A 15535-nucleotide genomic window follows, 5' to 3' on the forward strand; every position below is an offset into this window, starting at 1 on the left:
CGCGCCACCATCGGCATCAACTTCCGCTAATCCCGGAAGGCCGATCGGCCCCCCTTCGGCCCACGGGCCGAAGGGAACCAAGGCAAGACAACATCAGCCCCCCGTCCTCGAAAGAGGGCCGGGGGTTTTTGCTTGGGGCCTTGAAACCCGGCGCTGCGAGGTCTCGTATATCCGGGGCGGGACGCCGGACGCGTCCGCCGGAGATCGTCTTCATGTCGCGCCGCGCCCTCGTCAGCCTGATCTTCCTTGCCATCGCCGCCTGCTCGCCCGGTGATCCCGCCGAAAGCGCGCCCTCGCCGGCCGCATCCTCTCCCCAAGCCCGGGACAGCGGCCGGCGCGAGGTCGCTGTCTTCGCCGGCGGCTGCTTCTGGTCGACGGAAGCCAATTTCGAACACATGCCCGGCGTGGTCGCGGCCGTGTCCGGCTTTGCCGGAGGACGAGTCGCCAACCCCGGCTATGAACAGGTGGTGCGCGGCGGAACCGGGCATCTCGAGGCGGTCCAGGTCACCTTCGATCCGGCCCGCATCACCTATCGCCAGCTGGTGGATCGCTTCTGGCTGACCATCGACCCGACCGATCCCGACGGCCAGTTCTGCGACCAGGGCCCCTCCTACGCGACGGCCGTCTTCGCCAGCGCCGCCCAGAAACCGGCCGCCGAAGCGTCGCGCGCCGCCGCCGCCGCCCGCATCGGGGCCGCCCGCTTCGTCACGCCGGTCCGCAACGCCACGCGGTTCTGGCCGGCGGAGGCCCACCATCAGGATTTCGCCCGGCTGCACCCCGAGCGCTATGCGGGATACACGCGGTTCTGCGGCCGGGCGGCTCGCCTGCGCGCCGTCTGGGGCGCGCCAGCCTGACGCGCAACCGCGTCCCCTCCTCCGCGTTTACCGCCAAGGTTCCAACGCTGAAGGGGGATTTCCCATGCGCATCCAGACCGTCGCCCTCGCCGCCCTCGCCGCCCTGTCACTCGCCGCCTGCAGCCAGGCCGAGCAGGACAACGCCCAGGCCGACGCCAACGAGGCCGCCGCCGACACCGGCCAGGCTGCCGAGGAAGCCGGGGCCTCGCTCAAGGAGGAAGCCGCACAGGTCGGCTCGGCCATCGCCGCCGGCGCCAGCGAGGCCGCGCAGGAAGTCGACGAGGCCACCGACAAGCTGGCGGAAAAGGCGGACGACCAGAAGGCCGAGACCGCGACGGACAGCCGGGGCAACTAGGGCCCTAGGCCGACTCCGCCAGAAGCGCGTCGATCAGGGCGCGGACTTCCGGGCTGGCCCAGTCGGCCTCGCCCGAGAAATGCGCGCGGATGCGGCCCTGCCGGTCCAGCACAACCGTCTGGGGCATCTTGCCCTTGCCCGGCAGTTCGAAGGGCAGCTGGAATTTCGGGTCGCTGTACAGCGGCAGCGGCTCGTGGACGTCGATGAAGCTCTTCGCATCGGCGATCCGGTCGGCGTCATTGTCGACGTTGATCGGCAGAACGAGCACGTCCTGGCCCTCATAGGCCTCGGCCAGACGGGCCAGGGTGGGCATCTCGGTGCGGCACGGCAGGCACCACATGGCCCAGACGTTGACCACCACGACCTTGCCGCGGAAGTCCGCCAGCCGGGCGTCCGCGCCGTCGCGGGTCTTGAACACATAGGCCGGGGCCGGCTCCAGCGCGGCCGGGGTTTCCAGCGAGGCGATCGAGCCGCGGGCGAACCGCGCCAGCTCGCTTTTCGCGGCGACCGGCGGCGGCGCTTTGTCGATCGCGCCGGGTTTCGCGTATAGCAGCGCAGCGCCGCCGATCACGCCGATCAGCAGCACGCCCGCCGCAACGCCCAGAACCGCTTTCGAGACCTTCATGTCCGATCCTACGCCCCCCGCCCCGACCAAAGCCGATCCGAATGCTCAAGGTCAAGACATGTGGGGCGGACGCTTCTCGGCGCGCCCCGCCGACATCATGCAGGCGATCAACGTCTCGATCGGCGTCGACCGTCGCCTGTGGGCCCAGGATCTGGCCGGGTCGCGGGCCCACTGCCGCATGCTGGCGGCGCGCGGCATCGTGACCGGGGCTGACGCCGACGCCATCCTGAACGGGCTGGAAGCGATCGAGGGCGAGATCCGCGACGGCTCCTTCCCGTTCCGTGACCAGTTCGAGGACATTCACATGAATGTCGAGGCGCGGCTGGCCGAACTGATCGGCGAGCCGTCAGGCCGGCTGCACACGGCGCGCAGCCGCAATGACCAGGTGGCGACCGACTTCCGCCTCTGGGTCCGCGACGCCTGCGACCGGGCGGTCGAGCAGCTGAGGGGCCTGCAGACGGTCCTGCTGACGCGCGCCGAACAGCACGCCAGCGACCTGATGCCCGGCTTCACCCATTTGCAGACGGCCCAGCCGGTGACGCTGGGCCATCACCTCATGGCCTATGTCGAGATGTTCGGCCGCGACGCCGGACGCTTCGCCGACGCCCGCGCCCGGATGAACGAGAACCCGCTCGGCGCGGCGGCGCTTGCCGGGTCGCCCTTCCCCATCGACCGTCACATGACGGCGTCTGAACTGGGCTTCGACCGCCCGATGGCCAATTCGCTGGACGCCGTCTCGGACCGCGACTTCGCGCTGGAAAGTCTGGCCGCCGCCTCGATCGCCGCCGGCCACCTGTCGCGGCTGGCCGAGGAGATCGTGATCTGGATGACGCCGATGTTCGGTTTCGCCAGCCTGCCGGACGATCTGACCACCGGCTCGTCCATTATGCCGCAGAAGCGCAACCCCGACGCCGCCGAGCTGGTCCGGGCCAAGACGGGCCGGATCATGGGCTCGCTGGTCGCCCTGTCGACGGTGATGAAGGGCCTGCCGCTGGCCTATTCCAAGGACATGCAGGAGGACAAGCCGCCGGTGTTCGAGGCTTTCGACGCCCTGACCCTGGCCCTCGGCGCCATGACCGCCATGGTGGCCGCCCTGCAACCGGATACGGAGCGGATGCGCGCCGCCGCCGGCGCGGGCTTCTCGACCGCCACCGATCTGGCCGACTGGCTGGTGCGCGAACTGAACCTGCCGTTCCGCAAGGCGCACCATGTCACGGGCGCGGCGGTGAAGCGGGCCGAGGCGCTGGGGCTGGACCTGTCGCAAATTCCCCTGTCCGAACTGCAATCGCTTGAGGCGGGAATTACGGAAGAGGTGTACAAGGTCCTCACCGCTGAAGCCTCCTGCGCCAGTCGCCAGAGCTTCGGAGGGACGGCGCCGGAACAGGTCCGCGCGCGTATCGCCGAATGGAAGGCGCGTCTTGCGTAGGGGCATTGGGATGAAAAGCATCGTCAGCCTGGGCGTCCTCGCCCTGTTCGCCGTTTCCGCCGCCGGTTGCGGCCGGATGGCCGACCTCGAGGCCCCGCCCGCAAAGAAGACCGAGCGTAGCCAGCGCGACGGCCGCGCCCCCGGCCTGCCCGAGCCCGCCACCGTCTACCGTCCGCCCAGCACCGCGCCGATCGAGGGAGGGCCGACCAGTCCCTACAACGGCCCGGGCGCCCAGCCGAACCGCTAGACCTTGCACCATTTCGACCGGATCGACGGCGCGCTCCACGCCGAGGGCGTGCCGCTGGAAGCGCTCGCCGAGGCCGTCGGCACGCCCGCTTACGTCTATTCCAGTGCGACCCTGACGCGGCACTACGGCCTGCTGCGCGCGGCCGTGGACAGCCACCGGGATGCGCTGGGCGACGCCCTGATCGCCTTCGCGGTCAAGGCCAACTCCAACCTGTCGGTACTGGCGACGCTGGCCCGGCTGGGCTGCGGCGCGGACACCGTGTCCGAGGGCGAGATCCGGCGGGCGCTGGCGGCGGGCGTCCCCGGCGACCGCATCATCTTCTCCGGCGTGGGCAAGACCGACGCCGAACTGGCCTTCGCCATCGAGGTCGGGGTGCGCCAGATCAACGTCGAGAGCGGCGCCGAACTGGACCGGTTGATCACCGTCGCCGCTTCAATGGGCGCGGCCCCGGCCATCGCGATCCGGGTCAATCCGAAGATCGGCGCCGGCGGTCATGCGAAGATCACTACCGGCGGCGCGACCGACAAATTCGGCGTGCCGGTCGAGGAGGCGATCGCGCTTTACGCCCGCGCCTCGGCCTCGCCGCATCTGACGCCGGTCGGGCTGGCCTGCCACATCGGCAGCCAGATCACCTCGCTGGAGCCGATGGAAGCCGCCTTCCGCACCCTGCGCGACGTGGTCCGGACCATCCGCGCCAACGGCCATTCAGTCACCCGCCTCGACCTCGGCGGCGGGCTGGGCGTGCCCTATCACGGCCAGACGGACACCCCCTCGATCGCCGACTACGCCACCATGTGCGCGAGGGTGCTCGAAGGCCTGGATGTCGAGGCGGCCTTCGAGCCGGGCCGGCTTCTGGCCGCCAACGCCGGCCTGCTGCTGAGCCGCGTCATCCAGGTCAACCAGCGCGCCGACGGCAGGCGGTTCCTCGTACTGGACGCGGGCATGAACGACCTGATGCGCCCGGCGCTGTACGACGCCTTCCACGATCTGGTCCCGGTGCGCCCGCGTGAGGGCGAGTTGCTGGCCTATGATCTGGTCGGGCCGATCTGCGAGTCCACCGACATCTTCGCCCGTGACCGGATGCTCCCGCCCCTTCAGGCCGGCGACCTCGTCGCCTTCATGAGTGCGGGCGCCTACGGGGCGGTGCTGGCCAGCGAATACAATTCCCGGCCTCTGGTCCCGGAAGTGCTGGTGGACGGCGATCGCTGGGCCGTCGTGCGGTCGCGGCCCACATACGACGAGATGTGGGCCCGCGAGCCCCGCGCCGACTGGCTCTAGTCCAGCGCGCAGACGTCCGGCAGGCCGCGCAGGGCCCCGGCGTTATCGAGACCGTATCCCACGAGGAACCGGTTCGGCGCCTCCCAGCCGACGAAGTCCGGTTCCGGCGCGCGCGGCAGGGGCCAGGGCTTTTTGGCGAAGACCACGGTCAGGACCTCGGACGCGCCCGCCTCGGTGGCGATCCGCACCGCCTCGGCCAGCGACAGGCCGGTGTCGAAGACGTCGTCGATGATCAGCACCCGACGGCCCGCGATCGGCCGCTGGAACGGGGCGTAGACGTCGATCTTGCCCCGGCTCTCCTTCTCGTCGCCGTAGGAGGCCAGCCACAGGGCGTCGAAGCGGACATTACGGCCCAGACGCGACAGGGCGCGGGTCAGGTCGGCGGCAAACCACAACCCGCCGGTCAGCAGGACGGCGGCGACGGTTTCGTCGTCGATGACGGGCGCGATCTGCGCCGCCAGTTCGGCGACGACGCGCTGAACCTCGGCTTCGGGCAGGAGAACGGTCGGCGCGGGGGTCTCAGCCATTCGTGGCGGATACCGCCTCGACCCCATGCGTGTCCACCACCGGAACGGCGTCGATCGGCTGCATGTCCAGCGGCGCCGACGATCCCGGCGACAGGGCGGGCCGCAGGCCGACGGCGCCGGCCTCGTGCAGCGGCGCGGAACTGGGCGCGTGAACGGCGGGCGGGGCGGCGCGGCGGGTATCGGCCCGGACCGGCGCGGGCGCATGAGGTTTGGCGGCCGCCGTAGCGGCAGGCGCATCCAGCACGAAATCGACGCCGATGCCCTGACCGCGCGCGCCCGGATCGGCGATCACGGCGGCGAAACCTTGCACCTTGCCCGGCAGGACGGGAGCGGCGTCGATGCGGACGACCGCGTGACCGATCTCGGCGCCCTGCGCATCCAGCAGGGCCACCCGCACCGGCGGAGCGGTCCGTTCATTGTCGCGCACATTCCTCAGCGCGCCCGAGACCAGCACCTTGCCCGGATCGCTGGGCAGGGGTTTGGCGGTGATGGCTTCGAAGTCGAGACCCGTCGGGTTCACCGTCAGGCCGACGGCGGCATAGGCCTGGGCCGCGCGCGGGGCCATCTCGACCACCTCGACCCGGAACAGCCATGCGCTGGCCAGAAGGGCGGCGAACCCAGAGGCGATCCCGGCCCAGACCACGCCGTGGGTCGCGGCGCGGCGCAGGCGGCGCTGCTGTTCGGCGCGGGCGCGGAAGGCGCGGGGCAGTTCGGGCGCGGGCGTCTCGGCCAGCGATTCGGGTTCGACCTCTTCGCGCGCGCTGAAAATGTGGACCTCGGCCGGGTTCGACGAGACCGACAGCTCCAGCGGCTCGTCCAGCGTGGCCCGCCACGTGTGCTTGCAGTCCTTGCAGCGCACGGTGCGGCCGCCGGGCCCGATCGCCTCGTCGGGGGTGAAATAGCTGGTGGCGCAGGACGGGCAGGTCAGTATCATGTCGGCTGACTGCGAGGCTCTTCGCCCCCTCCCGTCGCGGTGCGAACCGCGTCCTGACCCAAAATCGATGTCCGTCCAGCCCCGCCGCGCCACACGATCCGCCTCCGCGACCGACACCGTCCGCCTGTCAGGCGTGGGTTTCGGCTATGCGGCGACGCACCGCACACTGCGGGACGTTAACCTCACCTTGCCATCGGGCTCTTTCCACTTCCTTACCGGGCCGTCCGGGGCGGGAAAGTCGACCCTGCTGAAACTTCTGACATTGCAGGCCCGTCCTGATGTCGGGACCCTGCACCTGTTCGGCGAGGACGCCACCGCGGCTCCGCGCCGCGACCTGCCCGATTTCCGCCGGCGCATTGGCGTGGTCTTCCAGGATTTCCGCCTGCTCGACCATCTGTCGGTGTTTGACAACGTGGCCCTGCCGCTGCGGCTCGCGGGTGGAAAGCAGATCGACTACGCCGGGGACGTCGAGGAGATGCTGGACTGGGTGGGTCTGGGCGACCGGATGGACGACCTGCCGCCGTCCCTGTCCGGCGGCGAGCAGCAGCGGCTGGCCATCGCCCGCGCCGTGGTCGCGGGCCCGGACCTGATCCTGGCCGACGAACCGACCGGCAGCGTCGATGCGCAGATGGGCGAGCGGCTGCTGAAGCTGTTCCAGACCCTGAACCGGCTGGGGACCACCGTCTTGATCGCCAGCCATGACGAGGCCCTCGCCGAACGGTCGGGCGCGACCATCCTGCGCCTCGACGGCGGCCGTCTGAGCGGAGGCGAGGCGTGATCTCCGGCCTGTTCGCACGACGCGCCTCCCTGCTGCCCCGCGACGCGGGCGGCGAGCGCTGGCTGGCGTCCCTGATCGCCGTCCTGTGCTTCCTCGCCTGCCTGTCGGCGGTCGGAGCGATCGCCGCCGACCGGGCCGCCCACGGCTGGGCACGCCAGCTTCGCTCCGAGGCCACGGTTCAGGTTCGCCCCCGCGTCGGTGAGACCGGCGCCGAGGCCGCAGCCCGCGCTGCCGAGACGCTGGCTGGTGTCACCGGCGTGACCGAGGCCGAGGCCATGGACCGCAAGACCGCCGAGGCCCTGCTGCGGCCCTGGCTGGGCGACGCCGTCCTGCCCGACCTGCCCATCCCCCATCTGGTCACCGTGCGGCTGGACCGGGCTGCACCCGCCAGCGCCGTCAGCCTGAGCCGCGCCCTGTCCAGCGCCGGTCTCGACGCCACCGTCGACGACCACAGCCTGTGGCGCGGCGAAGTCGAGCGGTCCGCCGCCTTGATCACCGTCCTGGCCCTGGCCGCCTTCCTCTTGACCGCCGGCGCCGCGGCGGCCGCCGTGGCCTACGCCACCCGCGCGGGCATGGCGGCCCAGACGGGCGTCATCGAGACCCTCAGCCTGAACGGCGCCTCGGACAGCGCCATCGCCGGCCTCTATCAGGTTCGCTACGGGCTCGTGGCGGCCGTCGCGGGCGGCATCGGCGCCCTGACCGCCATGATTCTGGTCGCGGGCCTGCGTTTCCTCGGCGGCGCCGAGGGCGTCACCCCCGCCCTGCCGCTGATGTGGAGCGACGTGCTGATCCTCTCGCCATGCCCGCTGCTGGCCGCTACGGTAGCGCTTGCAGCGGCGCGCTTCACGGCGCTGGCGCGATTGAAGGGGCGTCACTAGGTTAACCGCATGAAGTTTCTGACCTTCATCGCGACTCTGGCGCTCATCTGGGCGATCGGACTGTTCGCCTTCGCCGACCGGGTGCGCGGTTTCACGCCTGCGCCCGAGCCCGAGCGCGCCGACGCCATCGTCGCCCTGACCGGTCCCTCGGCCGAGCGCGTCAACGCCGCCATCCGCCTGTTGGAGCAGGACAAGGGCGAGCGCGTGCTGATCTCGGGCGTCAACCGCGAGGTCCGCCGTCAGGAACTGCGCGCCCTGACCCCGGGCTCGAACAAGCTGTTCAACTGCTGCGTCGATCTGGGCTTCGAGGCCGAGGACACCCTCGGCAACGCCCAGGAGATCGCCGCCTGGGCCGCGTCCAAGGACTATGACAGCCTGATCGTGGTCACCTCGGACTATCACATGCCCCGCGCCCTGACCGAGATCCGCGCCGCCGCTCCCGGCGTGCGCCTGACTCCCTATGCGGTCGAGACGCCGTCGCTGGACAATTCGCGCTGGTGGAAGGCCGCGGTCACCGCCCGGCGGATGACGCTGGAATATATGAAATACTTGGCCGCCCTCGGCCGGGCCACGATCGGCGGCGGCCGCCCGTCCCCCGACGCCGCACCCGCGGATGCGCCCGCCGAAAAGGCGGCCTGACGTGACCACCATCCGGTCGTTGCTGTTCGTCGCCTGGCTCTATCTGTCGATGGCCCTGTTCGCCGTCGGCCTGTCGCCGGCCCTGCTGATGCCCTACCGCCAGTCGATGTGGGTGATCCGCAGCTGGTCGAAATTCTGCCTCTTCGGCCTGCGCTGGATCGCCGGGGTCAAGGTCGAGTTCCGGGGGCTCGAGCACCGGCCCACCGGCTCGGCCCTGATCGCCGGCAAGCACCAGTCGATGCTGGACGTGATCGCCCCCTTCGCCGTCCTGCCCGACAACTGCTTCATCATGAAGCAGGAACTGGCCCCCCTGCCCTTCTTCGGCTGGTTCGCGACGAAGACGAAGATGATCGCGGTCGACCGCTCGGCCCATTCGAAGGCGCTGAAGGACATGGTCCGTCAGGCCCGCGCACGTCACGCCGAGGGCCGCCAGATCCTGATCTTCCCCGAAGGCACCCGCGCGCCCGTGGGCGCCCCCGCCGACTACAAGCCCGGCATCGCCGCCCTCTACCGCGACCTCGAGGCCGACTGCACCCCCATGGCCACCAACTCCGGCGTCCACTGGCCGGCCCACGGCTTCCGCCGGTATCCCGGGACGATCGTCTATGAGTTCCTGCCGGCGATCCCGGCGGGGCTGAAGCGGGGGGAGTTCATGGAAGTGCTGGAGGCGCGGCTGGAAGGCGCGTCGAACGCCCTGCTGGCGGACGGTCCTATCGCAGGGATTTCCATGCCAGCGCATGCACCCGATCCCGCCCGAGCGCCGCAGCCATAGGCGGGTCGCCGAACAGGCCGGCGATCGCCGGGTCTCTCACATCCAGCCCGCCTGTGAACGCTCCGAACGCCGGCAGCACCGCGCGCCGACCATCCGTCACGAAACACGGCCGCCGCACGCCGCGCCCGTAGGCCGCCACCCGCGCCGCCGGGTGCAGGTGGCCCGCGATCTCGCCCGGCCGCACGCCCGCCTGCGGCTCGTGGATCAGGCGCAGCGAGCCGAGGTCCATCGTCTCGACCACCTCGCCGACAAGATCGTCCATCGATCCGGCGAGGGCGGCGATGTCGTGGTTGCCCTCCAGCCAGATCCAGTCGCGTCCTGTCGCCAGCCGGTCCAGCCGCGCCTTGTCGTCGGCCGCCATCCGGCCCACCGATTTCGCATCGTGGAAGCTGTCGCCCAGCAGGACCACCGCCTTCGGCTGCAGGGCGTCGATCTCGGCTTCCAGCCGGTCCAGCGTCGCCCGGCTGTCGTAGGGCGGCAGCATCTGGCCGCGCGCGGCGAAGGCCGAGCCCTTCTCCAGATGCAGGTCCGCGGCGATCAGGGTGCGATGGTTCAGCACCCACAGCGCTCCCGAACAGCGCAGCACGCAGGCCTCGCCCTCGATATGCACCCGCAGCCCGCCGCACGGATGCCGCGCCGGCGACAGCGCCTGCCTGAGCGCCGCGTTCATTGCGCCGCCCCAAGGAAGTCGGGCGGAACGTCAGCCATGACCTCGGCGATCAGATCGGCCTCGTCGAAGCCATAGGCCGACGCGTCGAGGATCATCTCGGCCGCCTGCCCGCCCCCGACCCGCTCGCGCCCGATCTGCACCAGCACGGGCACGCAGAAGGGCGAGGGCCGCTCCAGCTTCACGTGCCGGATCTGGCCCTGGATCCGCGCCAGCATCTGCCCCAGCCGCGCCACGTCCAGCGTCTTCTCGTTCCCCGGCTGGCGCCGCTCGATCAAGCCCGAGATCAGGGCGCAATTGCGGAAGGTGCGCTTCATCATAAAGCTCTCCTCCAGCCAGCTTTCCAGATCGTCGCCCAGCATGTCGGGCTCGAACAGCCGGTCCAGATCCAGCTCGTCCATCGGCTTGATCGACCAGATGGCCAGCGAATAGTCGGTGCAGACGAACCCCAGCGGCCCGATCCCCAGCCGGTCCAGCCGCCGCGTCAGCAGCATGCACAGCGTCGCATGGGCCAGCCCGCCCTCGAACGGATAGGCGACGAGGAAATGCCGCGAACCGCGCGGAAACGTCTCGACCAGCATGGTCTGCGCGTCGGGAATGAGCGACCGCTCCTCCTGCAGCTCCAGCCATTCCTGAACGTCGGGCGGCAGGACGCGCCAGTGGTCGCGGTCCTGGATCATGGCCCGCACCCGGTCGGCCAGCGAGGTCGACATGGGGAATTTCGACCCGCCCCACGACGGGATCTTCGGGTCCTTGTCCTGCGCATGGGTGACCAGCGCATCCATGCCGCTGATGCCCTGGAAGGCCCAGACCTGACCGGCGAAGATGAAGGTGTCGCCGGGCGTCATCTGCTCGAAATAACTCTCCTCGGCCTCGCCCACCTTGCGTCCGCCGATCAGCTGTTTCGCCGCCCCGCCTCTTCGCGAGGCGATGCGCACGTTCAGCGTCGCCGCCGCCACGATGGCCCCGACGTTCATCCGGTGCCGCTGCGCCGTCTGGGCGTTGCGCACCTTCCACTTCCCGTCCCGCGTCCGCACGACCCGCGCGAACCGCTCATAGGTGCGCAGGGCGTAGCCGCCGGTGGCCACAAGATCGACCACCTCCTCGAACTGCTCATAGGTCAGCTCGCGATAGGGGCCGCAGCCGATGACCTCCGTATACAGATCATCCATCAGGAACGGCTCGGAACAGGCGCAGCCCATGACGTGCTGGGCCAGCGTATCCAGCGTCCCCGTATGCACCGGCTCCCAGTCGAAAGCGTTCTCGGCCACCGCCTCCCGCGCGGCCTGGCATTCCAGCATCTCGAACCGGCTGGCCGGCACCATCAGCGCGCGGGACGGCTCATCCAGCCGGTGGTTGGCCCGGCCGATCCGCTGCACCAGCCGCGAGGCCCCCTTGGGCGCCGCCAGCTGGATGACCAGATCGACGTCGCCCCAGTCGATGCCCAGGTCCAGGGTCGAGGTGCAGACCACGGCCCGCAGCTCGCCCCGCGCCATCGCCGCCTCGACCTTGCGCCTTTGCTCCGCCGCCAGCGAGCCGTGGTGCAGGCCGATGGGCAGGTCGTCGTCATTGATCGACCACAGCTGCTGGAAGACGAACTCCGCCTGCCAACGCGTGTTGACGAAGATCAGGCTCATCCCCGACCGCTTGATCGCCTCATAGACCTCCGGGATGGCGTGCTGGCCGGTGTGCCCGGCCCACGGCACCTTGCCCTCGCTGACCAGCACATCCACCACGGGGGGCGCGCCGGGGTCGCCGCGGACGATGGTCACTTCTCGTGCGAGCGGTGACCCCTCCACCGCTTCGCGGTCCCCCTCCCCATCGCTTCGCGACAGGGAGGAGACAGGACGCGCCGTCTCCTCCCCATGAAATGGGGAGGGGGACCCCGAAGGGGTGGAGGGGTAGGCAACCGCACCCGGTCGCAGCCAGTCCGCGATCATCTCCGGGTCATCCACCGTCGCCGACAGGGCCACCCGCCGCATCCCCGGCGCGAACTGCTGCAGCCGGCCCAGCCCCAGAGACAGCAGGTCCCCCCGCTTGCCGCTCCAGATCGCATGCACCTCGTCCAGCACCACGCATTTCAGATCGGCGAAATAGGCCCGCGCCCCGTCCCAGGCGCAGAACAGAGCCAGCTGCTCCGGGGTCGTCAGCAGGATGTCCGGCGGAAACTCCCGCTGCCGCGCCTTCTTCGACTGGTTCGTATCCCCGGTGCGGCTCTCGACATGGATGTTGAGACCGATTTCGCGGATCGGCGTCATGAGGTTGCGCTCGACGTCCGTGGTCAGCGCCTTCAGCGGCGACAGATAAAGCGTGTGGATCCCGCTGCCCGGCCCGAACGCCGGCCTCGGCCCCCGCTCGGCCAGCTCGACCAGAGACGGCAGGAACCCCGCCAGCGTCTTCCCGCCCCCGGTCGGCGCGACCAGCAGGGCATGCGACCCGGCGTCGGCGGCCGCGATCATCTCCAGCTGGTGTCGCCTCGGCGACCAGCCGCGCCGCGCGAACCAGTCGGCGAAGAGGGGTGAAAGCGTTGCAGGAGCGGGCGGCGGCGTCACATCGCGCCTATAGCATGTTCCCGTTCCGTTTCACCTGCGGAACGGCTATCTATCGCAGGTGTCCGTCGACTCCCTCACATCCTCCGCCGTCCTGACCGGCGCCGAGCCGTGGCTGGTCCTGCCGCCCGCGCTCGCCATCCCGCCCGGGTCCGGCGCGATCTGCGACGCCGACGGTCCGCGAAAGATCGGGCGCGGCGCGGCCGAGGGCGCCTTCACCACCGCCCCGGTCATGGTCGCCCACGCCAGCCTGACCGCCCGCCGCCTCGGCATCGCCCCGCCGCCGCGCTCGGCCGAACTGCTCGACGTGCTGGAGTTGTTCGCCTTCGTCCGCCCCGCCCGTTTCTGCGCCCCCTCGCCCAGCGGTCTGGCGCTGGCCATGGGCATGAGCGAACCGAAGGGCGCCGAGGCTCAGGCGCAGGCCCTGATGGACGCCGCGGCCGGCCTGCTCAAGGAACTCGCAGACCCCGCCTACCCCGGACGCGAAGACGCCTTCACCCTCGCCGAGACCCTCGGCCGCGCCGGCTGGTCGTGGTCATGGCGCGTCTCGGGCGCCCTGCAGCATCACCCCGTCCGCGAACGCCAGCATCGCGGCAGCGGTCTCGACGCATGGTCCCGCCTGCCCGAATGGGAAGACGAGGCCCCGCGCGGCGAGGCCGGCTCGGCCCCGGTCGATTCCGAGTCCGCCCGCATCCGTCTGGAGAAACTGCTTCAGGCCTCGGGTCTCGACGAGACCCGCCCGACCCAGTCCGACTACGCCGCCGAGGCCGCCTTCGCCTTCTCGCCGCGCAACGAGGAGGGCCGGCCCCGCTTCCTGCTGGCCGAGGCGGGCACCGGCACGGGCAAGACGCTGGGCTACCTCGCCCCCGCCAGCCTTTGGGCCGAGCGCAACCAGGGGGCCGCCTGGGTCTCGACCTACACCCGCGCCCTGCAACGCCAGATCGACCGCGAGAGCGCCGCCCTGTGGCCCGATCCCGTCGAGCGCAGGAAGAAGACCGTCGTCCGCAAGGGACGCGAAAACTACCTCTGCCTGCTGAACCTGCAGGAGATGGTTCAGGCCGCCCAGCTGGGGAACGGCGACCTGATCGGCATGGCGCTGGCCAGCCGCTGGGCCATGCATTCGCGCGACGGCGACATGACCGGCGGCGACTATCCGGGCTGGCTGCCCGGCCTGTTCGCCACGGGGCCGAGCCATCAGGCCAGCGCGGCCAATCTGGTCGACCGGCGCGGCGAGTGCGTTCACGCCGCCTGCCCCCACTACCGCACCTGTTTCGTCGAGAAGACGATCCGCGCCAGCCGCCGGGCCGATCTGGTGGTGGCCAACCACGCCCTCGTCATGACCCAGGCCGCCTTCGACGGCGCGCGCTCGGCGCGCGGCCTGAAGCAGGACGGCGAGACGGCGGCCCTGAAACGGATCGTCTTCGACGAGGGGCACCATCTGTTCGACGCCGCCGACAGCGCCTTCTCGGCCTGTCTGTCGGGTCAGGAGGCCGCCGAACTGCGCCGCTGGCTGCGCGGGCCCGAGGGACGCGGCCGGCGGGGGCGCGGTCTGGAGCAGCGTCTCGGCGACCTGTGCGCCGACAACGAGGCGGCGACCAAGGCGCTTCAGGACGCGGTCCGCGCCGCCGCCCAGCTGCCCGGAGAAGGCGTCTCGGGCCGCATCGCCCCGGCCTCGGGCGAGGTCAATCCGGTCGGGCCGATCGAACGCTTCCTGCTGGCCGCGCTGGAACAGCTCCGTGCACGGACGTCCGAGAACGCCTCGGGCAGCGGCGCCGAGTTCGGCATGGAGTGTTCGCTGCGCCCCGTCACCGAACCGGTGCTGGAAGCCGCCCGCGAAGCCGCCGCGGCGCTGGCCGCCGTCGAGGCGCCGCTGCTGGCCCTGTCGCGGCACCTCGAAGACATCCTCGACGACGAGGCGTCCGAGCTGGACGGCGCATCCCGCGCCCGCATAGAAGGCGCCCTGCGCGGCCTTGATAGGCGCGCCCGCATGACCCTGCCCGGCTGGCGCTCCATGCTCGCGGCGTTGGAAGTATCGTCCGACGAACCGGACCCCGACTTCCTCGACTGGCTGTCGGCCGAGGCCGCCTTCGGCCGCATCATGGACGTGGCCCTGCGCCGTCACTGGATCGACCCGACCGTTCCGCTGGAGGCCGCCGTCATCATGCCGGCGCACGGCGTGCTGGTGACCAGCGCGACGCTATCCGATCCGAACTCGGACGATCCTTTCGACATGGCGCGCCTGCGCACCGGCTCAGCCCGGCTCATCGAACCCGCGCGGACGCTGAAGGTCGAAAGCCCGTTCGACTACGCCGCCAACAGCCGGGTCATCGTCGTCAACGATCTGATCAAGGACGACACCCGCCAGACGGCGGCGGCCATGCGCGAACTCTTCCTCGCGGCCGGCGGCGGGGGCCTCGGCCTGTTCACCGCCATCCGCCGGCTGAAGGCGGTCTATGAGCGGCTGGGTCCCGACCTCGCGAAACAGGGCATCCCCCTCTACGCCCAGCACGTCGATCCGCTGGAGGTGGGGGCGCTGGTCGATGTGTTCCGCGCCGAACAGGACTCCTGCCTTCTGGGCACCGATGCGGTGCGCGACGGCGTCGACGTGCCGGGCCGGTCCCTCCGCATCCTCGCCTTCGACCGCGTGCCCTGGCCGCGCCCTGACCTGTTGCACAAGGCGCGCCGTCTGCGCTTCGGCGGCGAGGGCGCAGGAGGTCGCAATTTCGACGACGCCCTCGCCCGCGCCCGCATGGCGCAAGCGTTCGGCCGGCTGATCCGCCGCGCCGACGACAAGGGCGTCTTCGTCATGCTGGACGCCGCCGCCCCGACCCGCCTGTTCGCCAGCCTGCCGCCGGGCACGGAGGTCCAGCGCATGGGTCTGGCCGAGGCGGTGGAGCTGGTGGGGAGCTTCCTCGCCTGATGTCTCCTCCCTGTCGGCGAAGCCGATGGGGAGGGGGACCGCGAAGCGGTGGAGGGGCTCCAAGCCGCGCTCCCTGCTTCTCCCCC

At 70.9% G+C, this 15535-nt stretch carries 15 protein-coding genes; 10 read left to right on the plus strand and 5 right to left on the minus strand.

What is annotated here, in order from left to right:
• The first annotated feature begins 212 nt into the window (after nucleotides 1–212).
• Together msrA and ASD25_RS07220 are read left to right on the plus strand one after the other, a co-directional pair.
• Entirely contained in the window at nucleotides 213–854 is a 642-nt protein-coding gene (gene msrA, locus ASD25_RS07215; RefSeq protein WP_056615643.1) for a peptide-methionine (S)-S-oxide reductase MsrA, read from the plus strand.
• Between the two features lie 64 nt (nucleotides 855–918).
• Nucleotides 919–1209 (plus strand): hypothetical protein, encoded by a 291-nt coding sequence (locus ASD25_RS07220; protein WP_056615646.1) that lies wholly within the window; start codon nucleotides 919–921, stop codon nucleotides 1207–1209.
• A 4-nt stretch (nucleotides 1210–1213) separates the two neighbouring features.
• Here ASD25_RS07220 and ASD25_RS07225 read toward each other — a convergent pair whose 3' ends face one another.
• Nucleotides 1214–1834: a TlpA disulfide reductase family protein gene (locus ASD25_RS07225; RefSeq protein ID WP_056615648.1), complete on the minus strand. Its 621-nt coding sequence runs from the start codon at nucleotides 1832–1834 to the stop codon at nucleotides 1214–1216.
• Between the two features lie 58 nt (nucleotides 1835–1892).
• Between ASD25_RS07225 and argH the strand changes: the two genes are divergently transcribed.
• The 3 genes from argH to lysA are packed head-to-tail and all read left to right on the plus strand — an operon-like array spanning nucleotide 1893 to nucleotide 4785.
• The gene (gene argH, locus ASD25_RS07230; RefSeq protein WP_056615652.1) at nucleotides 1893–3260 is read left to right on the plus strand and encodes an argininosuccinate lyase; all 1368 of its coding nucleotides are present in this window, start codon (nucleotides 1893–1895) and stop codon (nucleotides 3258–3260) included.
• A gap of 10 nt (nucleotides 3261–3270) precedes the next feature.
• Nucleotides 3271–3507, plus strand: coding sequence for a hypothetical protein (locus tag ASD25_RS07235; RefSeq protein WP_056615655.1), 237 nt, complete (start codon nucleotides 3271–3273; stop codon nucleotides 3505–3507).
• Nucleotides 3508–3510: 3 nt separating this feature from the next.
• Entirely contained in the window at nucleotides 3511–4785 is a 1275-nt protein-coding gene (gene lysA / locus ASD25_RS07240) for a diaminopimelate decarboxylase (RefSeq protein ID WP_056615658.1), read from the plus strand.
• Here the strand turns inward: lysA and ASD25_RS07245 are convergent.
• Both ASD25_RS07245 and ASD25_RS07250 read right to left on the minus strand, forming a co-directional pair.
• Nucleotides 4782–5312 (minus strand): phosphoribosyltransferase, encoded by a 531-nt coding sequence (locus tag ASD25_RS07245; protein ID WP_056615662.1) that lies wholly within the window; start codon nucleotides 5310–5312, stop codon nucleotides 4782–4784. The two genes, lysA and ASD25_RS07245, sit on opposite strands and share 4 nt — an antisense overlap.
• Nucleotides 5305–6246 (minus strand): MJ0042-type zinc finger domain-containing protein, encoded by a 942-nt coding sequence (locus ASD25_RS07250; protein WP_056615665.1) that lies wholly within the window; start codon nucleotides 6244–6246, stop codon nucleotides 5305–5307. Before ASD25_RS07250 ends, ASD25_RS07245 begins: the two co-directional genes overlap by 8 nt.
• Nucleotides 6247–6313: 67 nt before the next feature.
• On the opposite strand from ASD25_RS07250, the gene ASD25_RS07255 reads away from it, so the two are divergent.
• Genes ASD25_RS07255 through ASD25_RS07270 form a run of 4 tightly spaced genes read left to right on the plus strand, consistent with a single transcriptional unit; the run spans nucleotide 6314 to nucleotide 9313 of the window.
• Nucleotides 6314–7024: a cell division ATP-binding protein FtsE gene (locus ASD25_RS07255; RefSeq protein ID WP_056615667.1), complete on the plus strand. Its 711-nt coding sequence runs from the start codon at nucleotides 6314–6316 to the stop codon at nucleotides 7022–7024.
• Nucleotides 7021–7902 carry an ABC transporter permease gene (locus ASD25_RS07260; protein ID WP_056615670.1) on the plus strand — a complete coding sequence of 294 codons (882 nt, stop codon included), beginning with the start codon at nucleotides 7021–7023 and terminating at the stop codon, nucleotides 7900–7902. The genes ASD25_RS07255 and ASD25_RS07260 overlap by 4 nt, the downstream gene beginning before the upstream one ends.
• A gap of 9 nt (nucleotides 7903–7911) precedes the next feature.
• Nucleotides 7912–8541, plus strand: a complete 630-nt coding sequence (locus tag ASD25_RS07265; protein ID WP_056615674.1) for a YdcF family protein — start codon at nucleotides 7912–7914, stop codon at nucleotides 8539–8541.
• 1 nt (nucleotide 8542) lies between these two features.
• Nucleotides 8543–9313, plus strand: a complete 771-nt coding sequence (locus ASD25_RS07270; RefSeq protein ID WP_056615677.1) for a 1-acyl-sn-glycerol-3-phosphate acyltransferase — start codon at nucleotides 8543–8545, stop codon at nucleotides 9311–9313.
• On the opposite strand, the gene pdeM is transcribed toward ASD25_RS07270, so the two are convergent.
• Nucleotides 9252–9983, minus strand: a complete 732-nt coding sequence (pdeM, locus tag ASD25_RS07275) for a ligase-associated DNA damage response endonuclease PdeM (protein WP_056615680.1) — start codon at nucleotides 9981–9983, stop codon at nucleotides 9252–9254. The genes ASD25_RS07270 and pdeM overlap by 62 nt on opposite strands.
• Nucleotides 9980–12532, minus strand: coding sequence for a DEAD/DEAH box helicase (locus tag ASD25_RS07280; RefSeq protein ID WP_056615683.1), 2553 nt, complete (start codon nucleotides 12530–12532; stop codon nucleotides 9980–9982). Before ASD25_RS07280 ends, pdeM begins: the two co-directional genes overlap by 4 nt.
• A 91-nt stretch (nucleotides 12533–12623) precedes the next feature.
• Here ASD25_RS07280 and ASD25_RS07285 point away from each other — a divergent pair, with 91 nt between their 5' ends.
• A complete protein-coding gene (locus tag ASD25_RS07285) occupies nucleotides 12624–15449 on the plus strand; it encodes an ATP-dependent DNA helicase (protein ID WP_200943588.1) in 2826 nt (941 codons plus the stop codon).
• Nucleotides 15450–15535: the final 86 nt, after the last annotated feature.

The organism is Brevundimonas sp. Root1423, from assembly GCF_001426805.1.